Origin of the sequence: Kitasatospora sp. NPDC004615, from assembly GCF_042873545.1 — a bacterium.
Lineage (GTDB): Bacteria > Actinomycetota > Actinomycetes > Streptomycetales > Streptomycetaceae > Kitasatospora.
Genome location: NZ_JBIALQ010000002.1, coordinates 821,770 through 840,012 on the forward strand (window position 1 = coordinate 821,770; position 18,243 = coordinate 840,012).

18 protein-coding genes are annotated in these 18,243 nt (G+C 73.9%); 9 read left to right on the top strand and 9 right to left on the bottom strand.

Translation table 11 applies throughout. From position 1 onward, the window contains the following. The first annotated feature begins 41 nt into the window (after positions 1–41). From ACFYS8_RS10535 to ACFYS8_RS10545, 3 genes are read left to right on the top strand one after another with little or no spacing between them, the layout of a single operon-like run. Positions 42–560: a hypothetical protein gene (locus ACFYS8_RS10535; protein WP_387638578.1), complete on the top strand. Its 519-nt coding sequence runs from the start codon at positions 42–44 to the stop codon at positions 558–560. A gap of 11 nt (positions 561–571) precedes the next feature. Further along, complete coding sequence (locus ACFYS8_RS10540) at positions 572–1,249, top strand: futalosine hydrolase (RefSeq protein ID WP_387638581.1); 678 nt, start codon at positions 572–574, stop codon at positions 1,247–1,249. A gap of 4 nt (positions 1,250–1,253) precedes the next feature. After that, positions 1,254–2,105 (top strand): 1,4-dihydroxy-6-naphthoate synthase, encoded by an 852-nt coding sequence (locus tag ACFYS8_RS10545; protein WP_387638584.1) that lies wholly within the window; start codon positions 1,254–1,256, stop codon positions 2,103–2,105. A gap of 7 nt (positions 2,106–2,112) precedes the next feature. On the opposite strand, the gene ACFYS8_RS10550 is transcribed toward ACFYS8_RS10545, so the two are convergent. Together ACFYS8_RS10550 and ACFYS8_RS10555 are read right to left on the bottom strand one after the other, a co-directional pair. Then, positions 2,113–2,496 (bottom strand): cold-shock protein, encoded by a 384-nt coding sequence (locus tag ACFYS8_RS10550; RefSeq protein WP_387638587.1) that lies wholly within the window; start codon positions 2,494–2,496, stop codon positions 2,113–2,115. 325 nt (positions 2,497–2,821) lie between these two features. Next, positions 2,822–3,934 (bottom strand): alpha/beta hydrolase, encoded by a 1,113-nt coding sequence (locus tag ACFYS8_RS10555; RefSeq protein WP_387638590.1) that lies wholly within the window; start codon positions 3,932–3,934, stop codon positions 2,822–2,824. A gap of 190 nt (positions 3,935–4,124) precedes the next feature. Between ACFYS8_RS10555 and ACFYS8_RS10560 the strand changes: the two genes are divergently transcribed. Then, positions 4,125–4,379, top strand: a complete 255-nt coding sequence (locus ACFYS8_RS10560; protein WP_387638592.1) for a hypothetical protein — start codon at positions 4,125–4,127, stop codon at positions 4,377–4,379. Positions 4,380–4,387: 8 nt separating this feature from the next. On the opposite strand, the gene ACFYS8_RS10565 is transcribed toward ACFYS8_RS10560, so the two are convergent. Then, positions 4,388–4,993: an HAD family hydrolase gene (locus tag ACFYS8_RS10565; protein WP_387638595.1), complete on the bottom strand. Its 606-nt coding sequence runs from the start codon at positions 4,991–4,993 to the stop codon at positions 4,388–4,390. Positions 4,994–5,089: 96 nt separating this feature from the next. Here ACFYS8_RS10565 and ACFYS8_RS10570 point away from each other — a divergent pair, with 96 nt between their 5' ends. Beyond that, positions 5,090–6,085 carry an ABC transporter substrate-binding protein gene (locus ACFYS8_RS10570; protein ID WP_387638598.1) on the top strand — a complete coding sequence of 332 codons (996 nt, stop codon included), beginning with the start codon at positions 5,090–5,092 and terminating at the stop codon, positions 6,083–6,085. A gap of 71 nt (positions 6,086–6,156) precedes the next feature. On the opposite strand, the gene ACFYS8_RS10575 is transcribed toward ACFYS8_RS10570, so the two are convergent. After that, positions 6,157–6,999 carry a hypothetical protein gene (locus tag ACFYS8_RS10575; RefSeq protein ID WP_387638601.1) on the bottom strand — a complete coding sequence of 281 codons (843 nt, stop codon included), beginning with the start codon at positions 6,997–6,999 and terminating at the stop codon, positions 6,157–6,159. A gap of 174 nt (positions 7,000–7,173) precedes the next feature. On the opposite strand from ACFYS8_RS10575, the gene ACFYS8_RS10580 reads away from it, so the two are divergent. Continuing rightward, entirely contained in the window at positions 7,174–9,651 is a 2,478-nt protein-coding gene (locus ACFYS8_RS10580) for a helicase-associated domain-containing protein (RefSeq protein ID WP_387638604.1), read from the top strand. A 17-nt stretch (positions 9,652–9,668) separates the two neighbouring features. Here the strand turns inward: ACFYS8_RS10580 and ACFYS8_RS10585 are convergent, their stop codons facing one another. Beyond that, complete coding sequence (locus tag ACFYS8_RS10585; RefSeq protein WP_387638607.1) at positions 9,669–9,941, bottom strand: hypothetical protein; 273 nt, start codon at positions 9,939–9,941, stop codon at positions 9,669–9,671. Positions 9,942–10,191: 250 nt separating this feature from the next. Between ACFYS8_RS10585 and ACFYS8_RS10590 the strand changes: the two genes are divergently transcribed. Together ACFYS8_RS10590 and ACFYS8_RS10595 are read left to right on the top strand one after the other, a co-directional pair. Beyond that, the gene (locus ACFYS8_RS10590) at positions 10,192–11,724 is read left to right on the top strand and encodes a DUF2079 domain-containing protein (RefSeq protein WP_387638610.1); all 1,533 of its coding nucleotides are present in this window, start codon (positions 10,192–10,194) and stop codon (positions 11,722–11,724) included. Between the two features lie 62 nt (positions 11,725–11,786). Continuing rightward, entirely contained in the window at positions 11,787–13,418 is a 1,632-nt protein-coding gene (locus ACFYS8_RS10595; protein ID WP_387638612.1) for a DNA repair helicase XPB, read from the top strand. Between the two features lie 8 nt (positions 13,419–13,426). Here the strand turns inward: ACFYS8_RS10595 and ACFYS8_RS10600 are convergent, their stop codons facing one another. Next, the gene (locus ACFYS8_RS10600; RefSeq protein WP_387638615.1) at positions 13,427–13,582 is read right to left on the bottom strand and encodes a hypothetical protein; all 156 of its coding nucleotides are present in this window, start codon (positions 13,580–13,582) and stop codon (positions 13,427–13,429) included. Between the two features lie 323 nt (positions 13,583–13,905). Here ACFYS8_RS10600 and ACFYS8_RS10605 point away from each other — a divergent pair, with 323 nt between their 5' ends. Beyond that, positions 13,906–15,975 carry a HelD family protein gene (locus ACFYS8_RS10605; RefSeq protein WP_387638618.1) on the top strand — a complete coding sequence of 690 codons (2,070 nt, stop codon included), beginning with the start codon at positions 13,906–13,908 and terminating at the stop codon, positions 15,973–15,975. Between the two features lie 145 nt (positions 15,976–16,120). On the opposite strand, the gene ACFYS8_RS10610 is transcribed toward ACFYS8_RS10605, so the two are convergent. From ACFYS8_RS10610 to ACFYS8_RS10620, 3 genes are all read right to left on the bottom strand, one after another. Then, entirely contained in the window at positions 16,121–16,807 is a 687-nt protein-coding gene (locus ACFYS8_RS10610; protein WP_387638619.1) for a copper homeostasis protein CutC, read from the bottom strand. A gap of 114 nt (positions 16,808–16,921) precedes the next feature. Continuing rightward, complete coding sequence (locus ACFYS8_RS10615; protein WP_387638622.1) at positions 16,922–17,881, bottom strand: hypothetical protein; 960 nt, start codon at positions 17,879–17,881, stop codon at positions 16,922–16,924. Further along, positions 17,878–18,222 carry a PadR family transcriptional regulator gene (locus ACFYS8_RS10620; RefSeq protein ID WP_387638625.1) on the bottom strand — a complete coding sequence of 115 codons (345 nt, stop codon included), beginning with the start codon at positions 18,220–18,222 and terminating at the stop codon, positions 17,878–17,880. The genes ACFYS8_RS10615 and ACFYS8_RS10620 overlap by 4 nt, the downstream gene beginning before the upstream one ends. Positions 18,223–18,243 lie beyond the last annotated feature (21 nt).

Here is an 18,243-nt window from a genome sequence, read left to right on the forward strand (position 1 = left end):
CCGCTGTTACGTGATCACGGAAGGCGAGTAGCCTCTTGCGCATGAGCCTCAGCACCAGCGTCACCGCCGGACTCGCAGCCGCCACCGTCGTCGGTGCCGGCCTCGTCGGTTTCGGCGTCTACCAGGCCGTGGACAACGGCAAGCCGCCCAAGAACGAGGCCACGCTGGTCGTCGGCACCTCGTCGGTCCGGGCGGAGCCGACCTGCTACAACGGCGGCAAGGCGATCTCCGACGCCGAGCTCGCCAAGTGTGCCCAGCAGGCCTCGAAGGACTCCGAGCAGAAGAAGCTCACCAGCCTGGACGTGCGCGCGAGCGACCGCGTCGGCGTGGGCGTGCCGAAGGACCTGGCGGACAAGGGCTGGTACGCGTTCACCGGCTCGGGCCAGAACCGCGCCCCGATCATCACCGACGCCAGCGGCCGGACCTACTCGGGTTCGGTGTCGGCCTCCGGTCTGATGACCAGCGACGAGACGACCATGGTGACGGTCGCCGCGGTCGACAAGGACACCAACGAGTACTACGCGGTGTGGTTCTTCAACATGAACAACCAGAAGAGCTGAATCTCCGGTCGATGACCGCTGAGCGTCCCGACGAGCAGTCCGGCCCCGCCGCCGGACTGCTCGTCGTTGTTGCCGTGCCCGCGGAGGCCGAGGCGGTCCGCCGGGGTCTGGGCGAGGGCGCGCCGGTCGAGGTGCTGGCGGCGGGCGTCGGCCCGGCCGCCGCGGCGGCCGGTACGGCGGTGGCGCTGGCCCGCGGCCGGTTCCGGCTGGTGCTGTCGGCGGGCATCGCGGGCGGTTTCGCGCCCGCCGCGCCGACCGGGTCGTTGGTGGTGGCGGACGCCCTGGTGGCGGCCGATCTGGGTGCCGAGACGCCGGACGGCTTCGCCGACGTCACCGAGCTGGGCTTCGGCACGGTGCGGCACGCGGTTCCGGGCGGTGTGGTGGAGCTGGTCGCGGCGGCCACCGGCGGTGCGGTCGGCGAGGTGCTGACGGTCTCCACTGTGACGGGTTCGGCGGCGCGCGCCGAGCAGCTGAGGGCGCGTCATCCGCGGGCGCTGGCCGAGGCCATGGAGGGGTTCGGGGTGGCCGAGGCGGCCGCCCGTTTCGGGCTCGCGGCGGGGGAGCTGCGGGCCGTGTCCAACCCCGTCGGGCCGCGCGACCGCGCGGCGTGGCGGATCGGTGAGGCGCTGGCGGCCCTGGAGCGGGCCTTCGCGGCGCTGCCGGTGTCCCGTCTGCTCCAGGAGGTCTGACCCCATGGCCGAGCCGCTGAGTGTCGCCTACTCGCCCTGCCCGAACGACACCTTCGTCTTCCACGCCTGGGCGCACGGCCAGGTCGCCGGCGCGGACGCCCCCGAGGTGCGGTTCGCGGACATCGACATCACCAACGGGCTGGCCGAGCGCGGCGAACTGGACGTCCTGAAGATCTCCTACGGCCAGCTGCCGTGGGTGCTGGACGAGTACGCGCTGCTGCCGTGCGGCGGGGCGCTCGGCCGGGGCTGCGGGCCGCTGGTGCTGACCGCCGGGCCCATCGACGCGGCCGGGCTGGCCGGGCGGCGGGTGGCGGTGCCGAGCGAGCGTTCGACCGCGTACCTGCTGTTCCGGCTGTGGGCGGCCGAGGCGGTGCCGGGCGGGTTCGGCGAGATCGTGGTGCTGCCGTTCCACGAGATCATGCCGGCCGTCCGGGACGGCCGGGTGGACGCCGGGCTGGTGATCCACGAGGCCCGGTTCACGTACCAGCAGTACGGCCTGCACTGCCTGGCCGACATGGGCGAGGCGTGGGAGGCGGCGACCGGGCTGCCGATCCCGCTGGGCGCGATCGTGGCCCGGCGCTCGCTGGGCGCCGAGCGGCTGCGCGAACTCGCCGCCACCGTGCGCTCCTCGGTCCGGCAGGCATGGGCGGACCCGGCGGCCTCCCGGGAGTACGTGCTGGCGCACGCCCAGGAGATGGACCCGGCCGTCGCCGAGCAGCACATCGGCCTGTACGTCAACGAGTTCACCGCCGACCTCGGCGAGGACGGCTACGCGGCGGTGCGCGGCCTGCTCACCCGGGCCGCCGAACAGGGACTCGTCCCCGCCGTCGACCCGGGCGCGCTGGCGTTCCCCTGAGCCTGCGTCACACGTCGAACTGGTCGGCGATCGCGCGCAGCACCATGGCGATCTTCTGGCCCTCCGGCTTGCTGGGGTAGCGGCCGCGCTGCAGGCCGGGCAGGACGCTGTCCAGCTTGGTGATCAGGTCCTGCACGATCGGGGCCATGTCGTCGGCGCTCTTGCGGTTGGCCACGGCCAGCGACGGCAGCGCGTCCAGCAGCGTCACACTCATCGCCTGGTCGCCGCGGTGCCCCGCGGCGATGCCGAACTCGACGCGCTGCCCCGGCCTCAGGGTGGTGACGCCCGCGGGCAGCGCCTTGGTGTGGACGAAGACCTCGCCGCCGTCGTCGCGCGACAGGAAGCCGTAGCCCTTCGTCTCGTTGAACCACTTGACCTGGCCGGTGGGCATCTCGAAAAGTCCTCGGTGTCGGGTGCGAGCGACCTCGTCGGGTCGCGGATGGATGTGCGGCTCGGCTGCCGGAACTGGCGGCCGGTGCCGCTCAGTGCGGCAATGATCCCTCAGCGTGCGCCTCAGCGGCGACGGGATTCCGGACCGGGGTGCGGCCGTGCCTCGCGCCTGTCGCGCCCTCCATCGGTCCACACCCCCCATCGGTTCCGGGCGGGTTACTCGTGGACCAGCCGCTGGTCCGCCCGCGCGATGGCTGCATACCCGGCCCCGACGAGGGTCGAAACTCTTCGCGCGCACCGAGTTGCGCGCAGTGACGCCGGGCCGGTCAGGAGGGGTTGGCCAGGTGCTCGCCGAGCCAGCCGAGCGAGGCCGGGAGCATCCGCGACCAGGTGTTGAAATTGTGCCCGCCGGTGTCCAGCGTGATCGCGCTGACGGTGGTCGCGGTGCCCTTGGCGGCGGCCCGGAACCGCTCCGTCTCGGAGAAGTAGTCGCCGTCGCCCTCGCGGCTGCCGCCGACCAGCAGCGCGGTGCCCGGCGCGGGCAGGTGCGCGAGGCGCCAGTTCAGGTCGGCCTCCTCGCGGCGCTGCTGGTCGCCGCCGAACAGGTCGCCGGTGGTCGGGTCGTCGGCGGCCTTGTAGTAGCCGGACAGCGACACCGCCGCGGAGAACACCTCCGGGTGACGCATCGCCAGCTTCAGCGCGCAGTACCCGCCGGTGGAGTTGCCGATCACGCCCAGGCTGCCCGGGCCCTCCGCGATCCGGTACGACGATCGCAGCGCGGCCGGCACGTCGGCGCTGAAGTAGCGGTCGGACTGCGGGCCGCCCGGCACGTCCTCGCACTCGGTGTCGCGGGGCATCGCCGGGGACGGGCGCATCAGCACCAGGACCGTCGGCTTGGCCTTGCCCTCGGTGCTGAGCTTCAGCTGCACCGCCGGGTAGTTCAGCTTGGTGATCAGGTTCTTGGCGTCGCCGGGGAAGCCGGTGATGGCGATCGCCGCCGGGAAGTGCTTGTCCCGGAAGGCGGGCTGGAAGTACTGCGGCGGCAGGTACACGTAGCCCTCGGTGGACAGGCCGGTGGCCGCGCCGGGCAGCCGGACCTTCTCCAGCCGGCCGACCTGCGCCGGGTCGCGGCCCATCGCGCCGGTGTCGCGGACGTTCTCCGAGCTGATCTTCTCCACACCCTTGGTGCGGCCCAGCATCTGGTTCTGGATGGTCACCGGGCCGTCTTCGTTGGTGCCCAGCAGGTCGGCCCAGCTGCTGTAGAAGGCGAAGTAGTTGTTGGCCACCAGACCCAGGGTGCACATCACGGCAAGCTGGGTGCCGATGATGGTGCCCAGCCGGCCCAGCACCGCCTGCCAGCTCTTTTTGGCCAGTCGGGGCCACAACCAGACGGTGCCCGCGATCATCAGTGCGGAGAAAAGTGCCGACAGCGCAAGCACCTTGTGACTGGTAAGACCCATAACCGCGCGCGACCTCGCTCCCCGCCGTTTTCCCCCGGAGGATCAGAATGCCTGAGAGTTTCCTGGGAACCCTGAGCGTTCAGGTGGAGCGCGAACCGTCACGCCCCCGCCGATCGGCGGGGGCGTACGTGGGAAACTGGCACAAAAGACCGCACGAAGGAGTGCAGAAGTGACCCGTCAGTCCCGCGACGCCGGCGACACCCTGGTCCGCGTCGGCGGAGTGGTGTTCGTCCTCGGCGCGCTCGCCGTCATCGCCACCTTCGTGCCGTACGTCCTGGACCTGCCGCGCCTGCCGTCCATCGCCTGGGGCCTGTCCATGATGATGCCGTTCGGGCTGCTGGTGACGCTGGTCGGGCTGTTCGTCACCGCCCGCACCGAGTCCCGCCGCCGGCGCGCCGCCCGGGAGGCCGCCGCCGCGCGCTGACCGGCCCGTCAGGCCAGGTGCGCGGACAGCCAGCCGGGGAACTCGGTGAGGTCGCCCAGCACCACGTCCGCGCCCGCCGCGGCCAGTTCGGCGGCGCTGTACGGGCCGGTGGCCACGCCCACCGCGACGGCCTCGGCGGCCCGGGCGCCCCGGATGTCGCCCAGGTGGTCGCCGACGTAGACGTTCGCGCCGTGCGCGCGCAGCGCCTCGCCCTTGCCCTCCGCCCACAGGTCGCCGAGCAGCACGTCCACCTCCAGCCCCATGCCGTCCAGGTGCCGGCGCGCGTTCGGCTCCCACTTGCCGGTGATCACCAGCACCCGGCCGCCGACCGCCCGCACCGCCGCGACCGCCGCCAGCGCGCCGGGCAGCTCCAGCGCCACGGGCACCGCGTGCTCCACGTACAGCTCCCGGTAGCGGGCGACCATCGCGTCCAGCTGCTCCGCCGGGAACCAGTGCGCCAGCTCCTGCGCCAGCGGCGGACCCAGCCGGCTCGCCGCCAGCTGGGAGTCGATGAAGGTGCCGGTCTCGGCAGAGAGCACGTCGTAGGTGTCCTTGATACCCGGGCGGGTGTCGAGGAGTGTCATGTCGAGGTCGAAGCCGACGGTGAGAGCCATGCGCTCCAGCGTAACCAGCCGCCGTTTCCGGCCGGAAATACCGGATGTACAGCTACATTGCGGACATACTGCCGAGCTCCCCACCGGAGGCCCCTGGTGCCGCCCCTCTCCCGCCGCGCCGCCCTCGCCGGGCTCGGCGCCGCCCTGCTCACCGGCTGCGGCCCGCACGCCCTGCCCGCCGGGCCGCCGCCGCAGACCGCCACCGGCTCCGCGCCGCCCTCGCCCACGCCCAGCCCGACGCCCAGTGTCACCGTCAACGGCGCGGACGGGGCGGTCGCCGTCCCCGGCGGGGCGACCCGGGTGATCGCCCTCGACACCGCCGAACTGGACTCCGCGATCACCCTCGGCATCCCGCCCGTCGGCGCCGCCAAGGCCCCGCTCGACCCCGGCCTGCCCGACTACTGGCCGCCCTCCTGGCTGGCCCGGATCGCCGTGGTCGGCGACATCGGAGACCCGCCCGTCCCGGCGGCCATTGCCCAGCTGCGCCCGCAGCTGATCCTCTCCAACCGCACCCGCAACGCCGCCCACCTCGACACCCTGCGCGGCCTCGCCCCGACCGTGCTCACGCAGACCACCGGCGCGCCCTGGAAGGAGAACTTCCAGCTGCACGCCGCCGCCCTCTACCGCCACGAACAGGCCGCCGCCGTGGTCGCCGCCTACGCCCGCCACCTCGACCAGGCCACCCGGGCGCTCGCCTCCGCCGGCCTCACCGGGCAGCGCGTCAGCCTGGTCCGATTCGTCGAGGACTCCCCCACCGTCCGCCTGTACGCCCGGCAGAACTTCCCCGGCAGCGTCCTCACCGACCTCGGACTGCCCCGGCCCGACCCGCAGAACACCGACCAGTTCGCCGTCGAGACCGCCCCCGACCAGCTCTCCGCCGCCGACGGCGACCTGCTGTTCTACTCCGGCTACGGCCACCCCGACCGCAACGGACTGGGCGCCGCCCTCGCCTCCCCCGCCTGGCAGTCCCTCGGCGCCGTCCGCGCACACCGGGCCTTCCCGGTGAACGACCAGCTCTGGTTCCAGGGCATCGGCTACACCGGTGCGCACTTCCTGATCGCCGAACTGCTCCACCTGCTCGGCGCGAGCTGAGACGCCTGCCGGCCGATACGACAGTCGGACCCCGACGGATCACCGCGCGGGGCCCCTTCGGCACCGCGCCGCTAGGCCTTGCGGCGGCGCAGCGTCACCGCCAGCAGGAACAGCGCCGTCAGTACCGCCGCCGCCCGCAGGACGTCCGGGGCGGCTGCCCAGGTGGCGTGGCCGGCGTCGGTGCCCGGGGTCAGGGGGGTGCCCCAACGGCCCTTCTCGCGGCCCCAGTTCCATATCGTCAGACCGGTCACCGTGATCAGCGGGATGCCCAGGACGGCGAACTTCTTCAGCAGGTCGGAGAGGCCGCTCGACAGGTAGGCCACGCCCCAGCCCGCCAGCATCACCAGCAGCGAACCCGTCACCGCGCCGGCCACCAGCAGCACCGCGCCGAGCACCAGCAGCGGCGCGGGCCGCCGGGCCCCGCCACCCGTCGCCGGGGCCTCGGCGGGGGCGGCCTCCGGCGCGGGTGCGGGCTGCGGCTTGCCGAACAGGGCGCGCAGGGCACGCATCGCCAGTCCCGGGCGCGGTTCGGCCGGGGGCTCGGGTTCGGGTTCGGGCTCCGGCTCGGGCGTGGCCTTCGGCTCCGGTTCGGGGTCCGGCTCCGCCGGCAGGTCGAAGTACACCTCCGTCCAGCCGGGGAAGACCGAGGTGACGTCGGCGCGGCCGCGTCCCTCCGCCCAGTGCGCGGCCCGCTCCACCTCGTCCGCGGACGGCCCGGGCGGCAGCTCGAACTCGACGGGGGGCGGCACCGGCTTGTCGAACTCGACGGGGCGCCGCGGCGGGGGTGCCGCCGGCATCGGCGGGACGGCCGGTACCGGCGGCGGCTCCGCCGCCTGCGCGGGCACGTACACGCTGTCCCCGCCGTCCGAACCCTCCGCCGACCCGCCCTCGCGCCACCACGAGCCGCCCGCCATCGCCCCGCCACCCGCCCTCACGTCGTACTTCCCGCCGCATCGAGACGGTACCCACCCGCGGCCGCCCGAAGCGAGCCCGCTCCACTGGCCGTTGGGCCCGGACTGCCCCGGTTTCGCCGGGAGTTCTTCCGCCGTTCTGGGCCTCGGCCGGGGGCGTTGACTAGGCTGGACCGGATGACCGCACCGCGCGCCGCCCGCACAGGCGCCCCCCGCACGCTGGCCGAGGAACTCCGCGGCCGGGAGGACGACGCTGTCGCCGCGCTGCTCCGGGCCCGTCCCGACCTGCTGAACCCGGTGCCGACCGACCTCACCCAGCTGTCCGCCCGGCTCTCCAGCCGGGCGTCCGTGCTGCGCGCGCTGGAACGGCTCGACCGCTTCACCCTGCAGACCGTCGAGGCGCTGGCCGCCGCCCCAGAGGGCGCGTCCGAGACCGCGGTGCGCAACCTGCTGGCCGGGCCCGCCCGGGTCAAGCCGCACCCCGGCGCCGAGCCGGTGGACCGCGCCGCCGTCACCGCCGCGCTCCCCGGCGCGCTCGCCCGGCTGCGCGAACAGGCCCTGATCTGGGGCCCGGACTCGTCACTGCGGCTGGTCCTCGCCGTCCGCGAGGCACTCGCCCCGAGCGCCGCCAACCCGGGCCGCACCGGTCTCGGCCCGACCCTCGCCGAGGCCACCGTCGGCATGTCGCCCGCCCGCCTCCAGCAACTGCTGGCCGGCGCCGGACTGCCGCCCACCCCCGACCCGGTCACCGCCGTCGCCGCGCTCACCGCCCTGCTCGGCGACCGCAAGCGCCTGACCGCGCTGCTCGACCAGGCCCCGCCCGCCGCCGTCGGCCTGCTGGAACGCCTGGTCTGGGGGCCGCCCACCGGCACCGTCCCGGACGCCGCCCGGCAGGTCACCGCCGACGACGCGCGCGGCCCCGTCGAATGGCTGCTCGCCCGCGGCCTGCTGCTGCCGTCCAGCCCCACTTCCGTGGTGCTGCCCCGCGAACTCGCCCTGCACCTGCGCGGCGGCCGCACCCACCGCACCGTCGAACCCGCCCCGCCCGCCGTCGCCCCCGTCGTCACCCGCGACCCCGCGATGGTCGACCGCACCGCCGCCGGGCAGGCCGCCACCGCCGTCCGCACCCTCGAAGAGCTCCTCGAAGCCTGGAGCGTCACCCCGCCGCCCACCCTGCGGGCCGGCGGCCTCGGCATCCGCGACCTCAAGCGCGCCGCGACCCTGCTCGAAAGCTCCGAGTCCGACGCCGCGTTCTGGCTCGAACTCGCCCACACCGCAGGCCTGTTGGCCCCCGACGGCGAGATCGACGAGGTGTGGGCGCCGACCCCCGCGTACGACCAGTGGCGGCAGCAGGACACCGCCGAACGCTGGACCCTGCTCGCCCGCACCTGGCTCACCGCCACCCGCGTCGGCCGCCTGACCGGCACCCCCGACAGCAAGGGCCGGCCGCGCGCCGCCCTCGGCCCCGAACTCGACCGCACCCTCGCCCCGTCCGTCCGCCGCGCCACCCTCACCCGGCTCGCCGAACAGCCCCCCGGCACCGCCGCCGGCGCCGACGCCGTCCTGCCCGCCCTGCGCTGGCACCGCCCCCTGCGCGGCGGCCCCACCGGCCCCGACGGCCACGACCTGCGCGAGACCCTCACCGGCTGGACCCTGCACGAGGCCGAACTGCTCGGCATCACCGGCCGCGGCGCGCTCGCCGCCCCCGCCCGCGCCCTGCTCGCCGGCGCAGACCCCACCGCCGTCCTCGCCCCGCTGCTGCCCGAACCCCTCGACCACGTCATCCTGCAGCCCGACCTCACCGCGATCGCCCCCGGCCCGCTGCTCACCCCGCTCGCCCAGGCACTCGCACTCTGCGCCGACATCGAGTCCAAGGGCGGCGCGACCGTCTACCGCTTCACCCCCGAAACGATCCGCCGCGCCCTCGACGCCGGACGCACCGCCGCCGACCTGCAAGGCTTCCTCGGCCGGCACTCCCGCACGCCCGTCCCGCAGCCGCTCGCCTACCTGATCGACGACGTCGCCCGCCGCCACGGCGTCCTGCGGGTCGGCGCCGCCTCCTCCTACCTGCGCTGCGACGACCCCCAACTGCTCGGCGAAGTCCTCGCCGACCGGCGCGCCGCCGAGCTGCGCCTACGCCTGCTCGCCCCCACCGTGCTCGCCGCCCAGGCCCCGCCGGACACCCTGCTCACCGTGCTGCGCACCATGGGCTACGCGCCCGCCGCGGAGTCCGCCGAAGGCGACGTCGTGATCACCCGCCCCGACGCCCGCCGCACCCCGCCACGCGCCGCGCCCACGCCCGTCCCCGACGGCCCCGCCCGCCCCGACGACACCCTGCTCACCGCCGCCGTCCGCGCCATCCGGGCCGGCGACCGCGCCGCGACCGCCCCCCGCAAGGACGCTGTCGCGGGCCCCGCGAACGCGGTCGTCCCGCGCACCGCCGCCGCCGACACCCTCGCCTCCCTGCAGACCGCCGTCCTCCTCGGCGAACGCATGTGGATCGGCTACCTCAACGCGGAAGGCCTCTCCTCCCAGCGCGTCATCGACCCAGTCAAGGTCGAGGGCGGCTTCGTCACCGCCTACGACCACCTCTCCGACGAGGTCCGCACCTTCGCCCTCCACCGGATCACCGGCGTGGCCGAGGTCGACGACTAGGCAGTCGGGCCATACAGCTACTTGCCCGCGTGCTGCTTCGCCTCGTCCTCCGCCTTCTGCTTCTTCGCCTCCTCCACGATCGCGTGCGTGTCCGGCATCTTCGGCTCCACGCCGGTGAGCAGGCCGGTGCCGGTGAAGGCGAGGGTGCCGAGGAGGCCGCCGGGCTGGCCGACGTCGGCGACCTGGTCGAGGGCCGGGCTTTCGCCGGCGGCGCTTGCGGGGGCCGCGCCGAGGGTGGTGGCGAGGGCGGCGCCGGAGAGCGCGAGGCCTGCCAGGAATCGGTTGCGCATGGTCATGGCCTGCCCAACGAGCCGGCCGCCTGGCGGTCACTGTTGCGGGGGGCCGGGCTCCGCTTGACGATCTGCGCCGGGCGTCTCACGGGTGGCCGTTAGACTGCGGAGCGGCCGGGGGTGGGAGGGCTTCACCCGTGCCGGAAGCGGGCCTTCGCCGGCCCCCGACAGGACCGGAGCCGTGACCATTTCCTCCGCTCTGAAGTCCCCGGTCGCCCGTGCGGCGACGGGCCGTGTGGCCGGGGTCCGCTTGACCCGCCGGCGCCGGACGGCCCTGTTCACCCTGCTGAGTTTCGCGGTCTGTCTGGCGCTGGGCGTCCAGCAGTGGACGTCGCTCCAGCTGGGCGGTTTCGACCTGGGGATCTTCGACCAGGGCGTGCGCGGTTACGCGCATTTCGGGCTGCCGGTGTCGACGTTGAAGAGCGTGCACCACGAGTTCCCGCCGGGCTTCTCGTTGCTGGGCGACCACTTCTCGCCGGTGCTGGCGCTGCTCGCGCCGCTGTACTGGGTGTGGGACGACCCGCGGATGCTGCTGGTCGGGCAGGCGGCGCTGTTCGCGGCGGGTGTTCCGCTGGTGCGCCGGATCGCGAGCCGGGCGTTCGCGGGTGCCGATGCGCGGGTCCGTACCCGGGTGATGGACGGCGCGGCGCTGGTGTACGGGCTGGGCTGGCCGTTGCTGATCTCCTCGCGCGGCGGGTTCCACGAGGTCGGGTTCGCCGTCCCGCTGTTCCTGCTGCTGTTCGAACGGGCGGGGGCGCGGCGCTGGGGGTGGGCGGCGCTCGCGGCGCTGCTGCTGTGTGCGACCAAGGAGGATCTGGGGCTGGCGGTCGGCGCGTTCGGCGCGGTGCTGCTGTGGCGTGAGCGCGGCGGCACGGACCGGTGGGCGAAGGTGCTGGGCTGGTCGCTGCTGGTGTGCGGTCCGCTGGCTGCGGCGGTGGAGATCGCGTACGTGATACCGGCGATGGGTGGCGAGCCGGGCTACTACTGGAACTACGGGCAGCTCGGTGCGGACGGCGGCGAGGCGCTGCGGCACGTGCTCGGCAATCCGTGGCTGCTGGTGGAGTCGGCGTTCTCCAGTCCGCTGAAGCCGATGCTGCTCGGCTGGCTGGTGCTCACCACGGCGGCTCTGCCGTTCCGCTCGGCGACCATGCTGGTCGCGTTGCCGCTGCTGGCGGAGCGGATCCTGTCCGACAATCCGAACCACTGGTCGATCGCCCGGCACTACGACGCGTTCCTGTGGCCGGTCCTGGTCACGGCCGCGATCGAGACCCTGGGCGTTCTGTGGGCGCGCGGGCAGCGCCGGCAGGTCCGCCGGCTGGGGGCGCTCGCGGCCGTGCTGTCGCTCGCCGCCTCGGCCTCGCTCGGTCTCTACCACCTGGTCCTGCCGTACGAGTGGCAGCCGAAGGCTCCGACGGCGGCGCTGGCCCGGGCGGCGAAGCTGATCCCGGACGGCGCCACGGTGGAGGCCGACAACCAGGTCGCGCCGCGGCTGACCAACCGCACCCACGTGATGCTGGCGGACGGCACTCCGCGCGGCCAGGAGTACGTCATCCTGCGGTACACCCAGCGCGCCTTCCCGTTCCAGAAGGACCCGGACCAGGCCGCCTACCGCGCCTTCCTGCTCGCCCACGGCTACCAGGAGCTGTTCGACCAGGACGGCGTCACCCTGCTGCGGCACACCGGCACCGACCCCGTCCCCGGCACCCACCTCCCCGGCCCCGGCTCCACCCCGTACCAGGAGGTCATCCCCCCGGACGTCGGCCACAACTTCTTCCTCGGCTGACGGCCTCGCCGCACGATGCGGCACACTGGAGGTTTGGCCCCGGGCGGAAGGGATGCACAGGCGTGAACGGACCGCTGATCGTGCAGAGCGACAAGACGCTGCTGTTGGAGATCGACCATCCGCAGGCGGCGGAGTGCCGGCGGGTGATCGCGCCGTTCGCCGAGCTGGAGCGGGCGCCGGAGCACATCCACACCTACCGGGTGACGCCGCTGGGGCTGTGGAACGCGCGGGCGGCGGGGCACGACGCCGAGCAGGTGGTGGACGCGCTGGTGACGTACTCGCGCTACCCGGTGCCGCACGCGCTGCTGGTGGACGTCGCGGACACCATGGCGCGGTACGGGCGGCTGCAGTTGCAGAAGCACCCGGTGCACGGGCTGGTGCTGTCCACCACGGACCGGCCGGTGCTGGAGGAGGTGCTGCGGTCGAAGAAGATCGCGCCGCTGGTCGGGGCCCGGGTGGACCCGGACACGGTGGTGGTGCACCCGTCGGAGCGCGGCCAGATCAAGCAGGTGCTGCTGAAGCTGGGCTGGCCGGCCGAGGACCACGCCGGGTACGTGGACGGCGAGGCGCACCCGATCCACCTGGAGGAGGACGGCTGGGAGCTGCGCCCGTACCAGCGGCACGCGGTGGACGGGTTCTGGCACGGCGGCTCCGGCGTCGTGGTGCTGCCGTGCGGCGCCGGCAAGACGCTGGTGGGTGCGGCGGCGATGGCGGAGGCCAAGTCGACGACGCTGATCCTGGTGACCAACACCGTCTCGGCCCGGCAGTGGAAGCACGAGCTGATCAAGCGGACCTCGCTGACCGAGGACGAGATCGGCGAGTACAGCGGCGCCCGCAAGGAGATCCGCCCGGTGACCATCGCCACCTACCAGGTGATGACCACCAAGCGGAAGGGCGTGTACGCGCACCTGGAGCTGTTCGACGCACGCAACTGGGGCCTGGTGGTGTACGACGAGGTGCACCTGCTGCCCGCGCCGGTGTTCAAGTTCACCGCCGACCTGCAGGCGCGCCGCCGGCTCGGTCTGACGGCGACGCTGGTGCGCGAGGACGGCCGCGAGGGCGACGTGTTCTCGCTGATCGGCCCGAAGCGCTTCGACGCCCCGTGGAAGGAGATCGAGGCGCAGGGCTACATCGCGCCCGCCGACTGCTGCGAGGTGCGGGTGACGCTGTCCGACTCGGAGCGGCTGATGTACGCGACCGCCGAGCCGGAGGAGAAGTACCGGTTCTGTTCGACCACGGTGACCAAGCGCCGGGTGGTGGAGCGGCTGGTGGAGAAGCACAAGGGCGACCAGACGCTGATCATCGGCCAGTACATCGACCAGCTGGACGAGTTGGGCGAGGCGCTGAACGCCCCGGTGATCAAGGGTGAGACCTCGAACGCGCAGCGCGAGAAGCTGTTCGACGCGTTCCGGTCGAAGGAGATCAGTGTGCTGGTGGTCTCCAAGGTCGCGAACTTCTCGATCGACCTGCCGGAGGCCACCGTGGCCATCCAGGTGTCGGGCACGTTCGGCTCCCGCCAGGAGGAGGCGCAGCGGCTGGGCCGGGTGCTGCGGCCGAAGGCGGACGGGCACGCGGCGCACTTCTACTCGGTGGTCGCCCGGGACACCGTGGACCAGGACTTCGCGGCGCACCGCCAGCGGTTCCTCGCCGAGCAGGGCTACGCGTACCGGATCGTCGACGCCGACGACCTGTAGGCGAGGGGCTACATCTTGACGCCGTCGCGCCCGAGGAAGAGGACGCGCGCGGCGGTGTCGAGGACGATGCCGACGTTGCGGAAGGCGGCGGCCACCGGGCCCCGGCGGCGCTCCGAGACACTGTGGGCGCCGTTGACCTGCGGGTTCATTCGTTCGTTCGTCATGTCTCCATGGTGGGTCCGGGGGCGGTCGGCGGGCATCAACCGGAAGGCCGTACCTGGCGGGCAGTTGGTCGTCCTGAAGGTGGACCGACCCCTACGCCCGTCAGGGGGTGATCCCCCAGGGGTGGGGGGAGGGTCGTCCCTGAGAAAACGGATTCGCTCCCGGGCAGCGGCGGGTCTAGGATCGTCCGTCTGCCCTCCCGAACCGTGGTGCCGCGTCGGCAGCCGTGGGAGGTGCCGGCCGCTCGGAAACCGGCCGGTGTCCTTCACCGTGAGCCAAGACGAGTCCGCCGCCCCTGGATGCCGGGCGGCCGGGAAGGTCCGCCGTGCACTCCCTCACCCCCACCGACACGTTCGCCGCCGACACCGACCCGCTGGGCCGCGAACGCTCCCACCTGGCCGCCTCCCGGGCCGCGCTGAAGGCGATGCGCGAGGACGTCGAGGCGCTCGACCTGCGTGACGTCACCGGCACCTGGGTGTCCGCGCGGGTGCTGCAGAGGCAGATCGACGACCGCATCAAGGCGCTCGCCGACCTCGCGCACACCCCGCTGTTCTTCGGCCGGCTGGACTACCTGCACGCGATCAGCGAGGCCGAGTCCGAGGGCAGCGGCGGCGAGCAGTTCTACATCGGACGCCGGCACGTCCACGACGCCGACGGCGACCCGATGGTGATCGACTGGCGCGCCCCGGTCTCCCAGCCGTTCTACCGGGCCAGCCGCAAGGACCCGCTGGACGTCGCCAAGCGCCGCCGATTCGGTTACACCGGTGGCGAGTTGACGGCCTACGAGGACGAGAACCTGTCCGACCCCGACGAGGGCGACACCCGCTCCGCACTGCTCGCCGCGGAGATCGAGAAGCCCCGCGTCGGCCCGATGCGCGACATCGTCGCCACCATCCAGCCCGAGCAGGACGAGATCGTCCGCGCCGACATCACCGGCACCGTCTGCGTCCAGGGCGCCCCCGGCACCGGGAAGACCGCCGTCGGCCTGCACCGTGTCGCCTACCTGCTGTACGCGCACCGCGAGCGGCTCGCCCGCACCGGCACCCTGGTGGTCGGCCCGAACCGGTCCTTCCTCCAGTACATCGAGCAAGTCCTGCCCGCCCTCGGCGAGTTGGACGTCGCCCAGGCCACCGTGCAGGAACTCGTCGGCCACGTCGAGGTGCGCGGCACCGACACCGCCGACACCGCCCGGATCAAGGGCGACGCCCGAATGGCCCAGGTCCTGCGCAACGCCGTCCGGGCCGGGATCACCGTCCCCACCGAGCCCTGCGTGGTGGTCCGCGGCTCCCGCCGCTGGCGCGTTCCGGCCTACGAACTCGAGGAAATCGTCCGCGAGTTGATGGACCGCGACATTCGCTACGGGGCTGCCGCCGAGGCCCTCCCGCAGCGGATCGCGCACGCCGTCCTGGTCAAGATGGAACACGGCGGCGAGGCCCCCGACGACCGGGTGCAGGACGCGGTGGCCCGCAACACCGCCGTCAAGGCCGTCGTCAAGGCCAGCTGGCCCGCCGTCGACCCGGTGAAACTGGTGCACCGCCTGCTGAGCGACGCCGAATTCCTGGCCGCCGCGGCAGACGGCATCCTGGACGCCGACGAACAGGCCACCATCCTGTGGGCCAAGGCGCCGCGCTCCGCCCGCACCGCACCCTGGTCCGCCGCCGACGCCGTCCTGATCGACGAGACCACCGACCTCGTCCACCGCACCGCCTCGCTCGGCCACGTGGTCGTCGACGAGGCCCAGGACCTCTCCCCCATGCAGTACCGGGCCGTCGGCCGCCGCTGCACCACGGGCTCCGCGACCGTCCTCGGCGACCTCGCCCAGGGCACCACCCCCTGGGCCACCGACAGCTGGCAGGAAGCCCTGCACCACCTCGGCAAGGACGGCGCCCACATCGAGGAACTCACCCAGGGCTTCCGCGTCCCCGGCGAGGTCATCGCCTACGCCTCCCGCCTCCTCCCCGCGATCGCCCCCGGCCTGGCCCCCGCGACCTCCGTCCGCGACACCCCGGGCTCCCTCACCATCCGCCACGTCCCCGCCGGGCGCGACGAAGCCGTCCTCGCCGCCTGCCAGGACGCCCTCCGCCACGAGGGCTCCGTCGGCCTGATCGCCGCCGACGCGCGCATCCCCGCCCTCGCCGAGATGCTCGGAGCCGCAGGGCTGCCCTGCCTGGAACCCGGCACCGAAACCACCGCCGACGCCCGGCTGACCCTCGTCCCCGCCTCCCTCGCCAAGGGCCTCGAATACGACTACGTCGTCCTCGACGAACCCACCGCGATCATCGCCGGCGAACCCGACCACCGCACGGGGCTGCGCCGCCTCTACGTGTCATTGACGCGCGCGGTCTCGGGGCTGACGGTGCTCCACACGGACCCGATGCCGAACGAGCTGACGTAAGCCACCAGGGGCGCGGGGAACTGCGCGAAGCGGAAGGCACCCACCCGCAAGATCGCGACGCAGGACAGTGACCTGCACTTGATCGCGACCTGACGGACGGGTATGCGCTTGTCGCGCAGTTCCCCGCGCCCCTGGTTGTGCACCTCTAATCCCCGATGAGCTCCCGCCATTCCGCGACCCGTGCCGCGTCCACCGCCCCCGCCCAGCCCCCAGTTCGCGCCGCCCCGCCGATGTGGAACGCGTCGAAGCCGGCCGCACGCAGTTCGGGAACGTGCTCGGCGCGGAGGCCGCCGCCGACCAGGATCTGCTGGCGGTAGCCGGGGTTGCCGGACTTGGCGAGTTCGCCGAGGAGGACTTCCCGCCCGGCGTCGACGCCCGCCGGGGCGCCGGAGGTGAGGAAGGTGTCGAGTCCGGGCAGGTCGGCGACGGCGGCGCGGACCTCGGAGCGGTCGGTGCTGTGGTCGATGGCCCGGTGGAACGTCCAGCGGCAGCCGGTGACGGCGTCGGCGACGGTTCGGGTCGCGTCCAGATCCACCGCACCATCGGGGGTGAGGAAGCCGAAGACGAACTCGTCCGCGCCCTCGGCGCGCAGCGCGGCGGTCCGGGTCAGCAGCAGGTCGAGGTCGCCGGGGGTGAAGCCGTCGCGGATGCGGAGCATGACGCGGAGCGGGAGCGAGACGGCGGCGCGGATCGCGGCGAAGTCCTGGACGGTGGGGGTGAGCCCGTCGGCGGCCATGTCGGTGACCAGTTCGAGGCGGTCCGCGCCGCCCGACTCGGCGGCCCTGGCGTCCTGGGCGGTCAGCGCGATCACTTCGAACATTGGTCTAGACATATCCGATAGCCTGCCACATCGGTCCGCCCCGGGCGACCCCCCTCGTCCGTTCGGCCCCGCGTCCTCCTCCGTTCGCTCCCCGCCGGCGCCCCGTTCGCCCGCTTCCCTCCCCGTTCAGCCCAGCGGGGCAGCGATCTGACGCTCCGTCGGGCGGGTGGAGGCGAGCAGTCGGAACGCCGCCAGCAGCGCCAGCCCGGTCGCGAGCGCGTAGGGCGCGGCCCGCCACACTCCGCCGAGCTGCTCCCAGAGCGAGAACAGGCTGAACGCGACGGTCAGCGGCAGCAGCGCGACGCCGAGCGCGGCGGGCAGCAGCCGGTCGCGGGCGGCGAACAGCATCAGCAGCAGCGGGAGCAGCAGCAGCGCGGTCGGCCACCAGCCGTCCATCAGGTAGCGGGTGTCGTAGTAGCCCTGGGCCCGGGTCAGGGCGAATCCGGCGGCCGCGCCGGCCAGGACCAGCAGCCGGTCGGCCCGGCCGCGGGAGTCGCCCGGGCCGGTCGGTGCGACGGCCAGCAGCAGGCCGCCCAGCAGGTACGGCAGCAGGACGGTGGCGGAGTACAGGAAGAACCATCCGACGCCGGGTTGCGGGCCGAACAGGTCCAGCGCGGCGTACCCGATCCGGACGGTGCCGAGCAGCGCCACCACGGCGCCGAGCAGTCGGACGGCCCGCCAGGCGCCGAACACGGCGGCGGCGGCCAGCAGCACCGGGACGACGACGAGGCCCAGCACGGCGAGGTTCTCCACCAGTTGGGCCCACGGGAGGTCCGTTCCGGCGTGGGCGGCGCCGGTGATCCCGTACTCCCGCCAGTCGCCGGCGCCGGGCAGGGTGCCGAGGCCGAGCACGGTGCCGGCCAGCAGCGGGGCGGCGGCGACCAGCAGGCGGCCGGGGAGCGCGGTCTCGGTCAGGCCGGTGCGCAGCCGCAGGCCGTAGGTGGCGAGGTCGAGGGCCTCGCGGGCGGTGGCGAGGCGGCCGGAGCCGGCGGTGGTGTCGGCGAACACCTCGGCGAGTTCGGCGCCCCGGTCGCGGCGGTAGCGGGCGGGGTAGAGCGCGAGGGCGGTGCGCAGGGCCATGTTCATGCGGTCGCCCCCCGCGGACGGACGGCGCCGCCGAGGCGGCGCTGCGCCTCGGCGGCGACGGTGCGCAGCCGTTCGGCCTCGGTGGCCAGGACACCGCGGCCGGATTCGGTGAGGGAGTACGTGCGGCGGGCCCGGCCGTCGACGATCTCCTCGGCGGCGACCTCGATCAGGCCCTGCTGGAGCAGCCGGTCGAGGGCGCCGTACAGGGTTCCGGTGCGGAGCTTCACCCGCCCCCCGGAGATCGCGTCGACTTCCTGGATCAGCGCGTATCCGTGCCGGGGGGCGTCCGCTAGGGCGGTGAGCAGCAGCAGGGTGGGTTCCTGCATGGCGCGTTCAGTCATACGACTACATATATCGCCGAC

What these genes read in the sequence shown, in the direction of transcription:
- ACFYS8_RS10550 (WP_387638587.1), bottom strand. Translation starts at nt 2,496, where the DNA reads ATGCCCACCGGCCAGGTCAAGTGGTTCAACGAGACGAAGGGCTACGGC.
- ACFYS8_RS10615 (WP_387638622.1), bottom strand. Translation starts at nt 17,881, where the DNA reads ATGAACATGGCCCTGCGCACCGCCCTCGCGCTCTACCCCGCCCGCTAC.
- ACFYS8_RS10580 (WP_387638604.1), top strand. Translation starts at nt 7,174, where the DNA reads ATGACCGCACCGCGCGCCGCCCGCACAGGCGCCCCCCGCACGCTGGCC.
- ACFYS8_RS10575 (WP_387638601.1), bottom strand. Translation starts at nt 6,999, where the DNA reads ATGGCGGGCGGCTCGTGGTGGCGCGAGGGCGGGTCGGCGGAGGGTTCG.
- ACFYS8_RS10600 (WP_387638615.1), bottom strand. Translation starts at nt 13,582, where the DNA reads ATGACGAACGAACGAATGAACCCGCAGGTCAACGGCGCCCACAGTGTC.
- ACFYS8_RS10620 (WP_387638625.1), bottom strand. Translation starts at nt 18,222, where the DNA reads ATGACTGAACGCGCCATGCAGGAACCCACCCTGCTGCTGCTCACCGCC.
- ACFYS8_RS10565 (WP_387638595.1), bottom strand. Translation starts at nt 4,993, where the DNA reads ATGGCTCTCACCGTCGGCTTCGACCTCGACATGACACTCCTCGACACC.
- ACFYS8_RS10610 (WP_387638619.1), bottom strand. Translation starts at nt 16,807, where the DNA reads ATGTCTAGACCAATGTTCGAAGTGATCGCGCTGACCGCCCAGGACGCC.
- ACFYS8_RS10545 (WP_387638584.1), top strand. Translation starts at nt 1,254, where the DNA reads ATGGCCGAGCCGCTGAGTGTCGCCTACTCGCCCTGCCCGAACGACACC.
- ACFYS8_RS10535 (WP_387638578.1), top strand. Translation starts at nt 42, where the DNA reads ATGAGCCTCAGCACCAGCGTCACCGCCGGACTCGCAGCCGCCACCGTC.
- ACFYS8_RS10585 (WP_387638607.1), bottom strand. Translation starts at nt 9,941, where the DNA reads ATGCGCAACCGATTCCTGGCAGGCCTCGCGCTCTCCGGCGCCGCCCTC.
- ACFYS8_RS10540 (WP_387638581.1), top strand. Translation starts at nt 572, where the DNA reads ATGACCGCTGAGCGTCCCGACGAGCAGTCCGGCCCCGCCGCCGGACTG.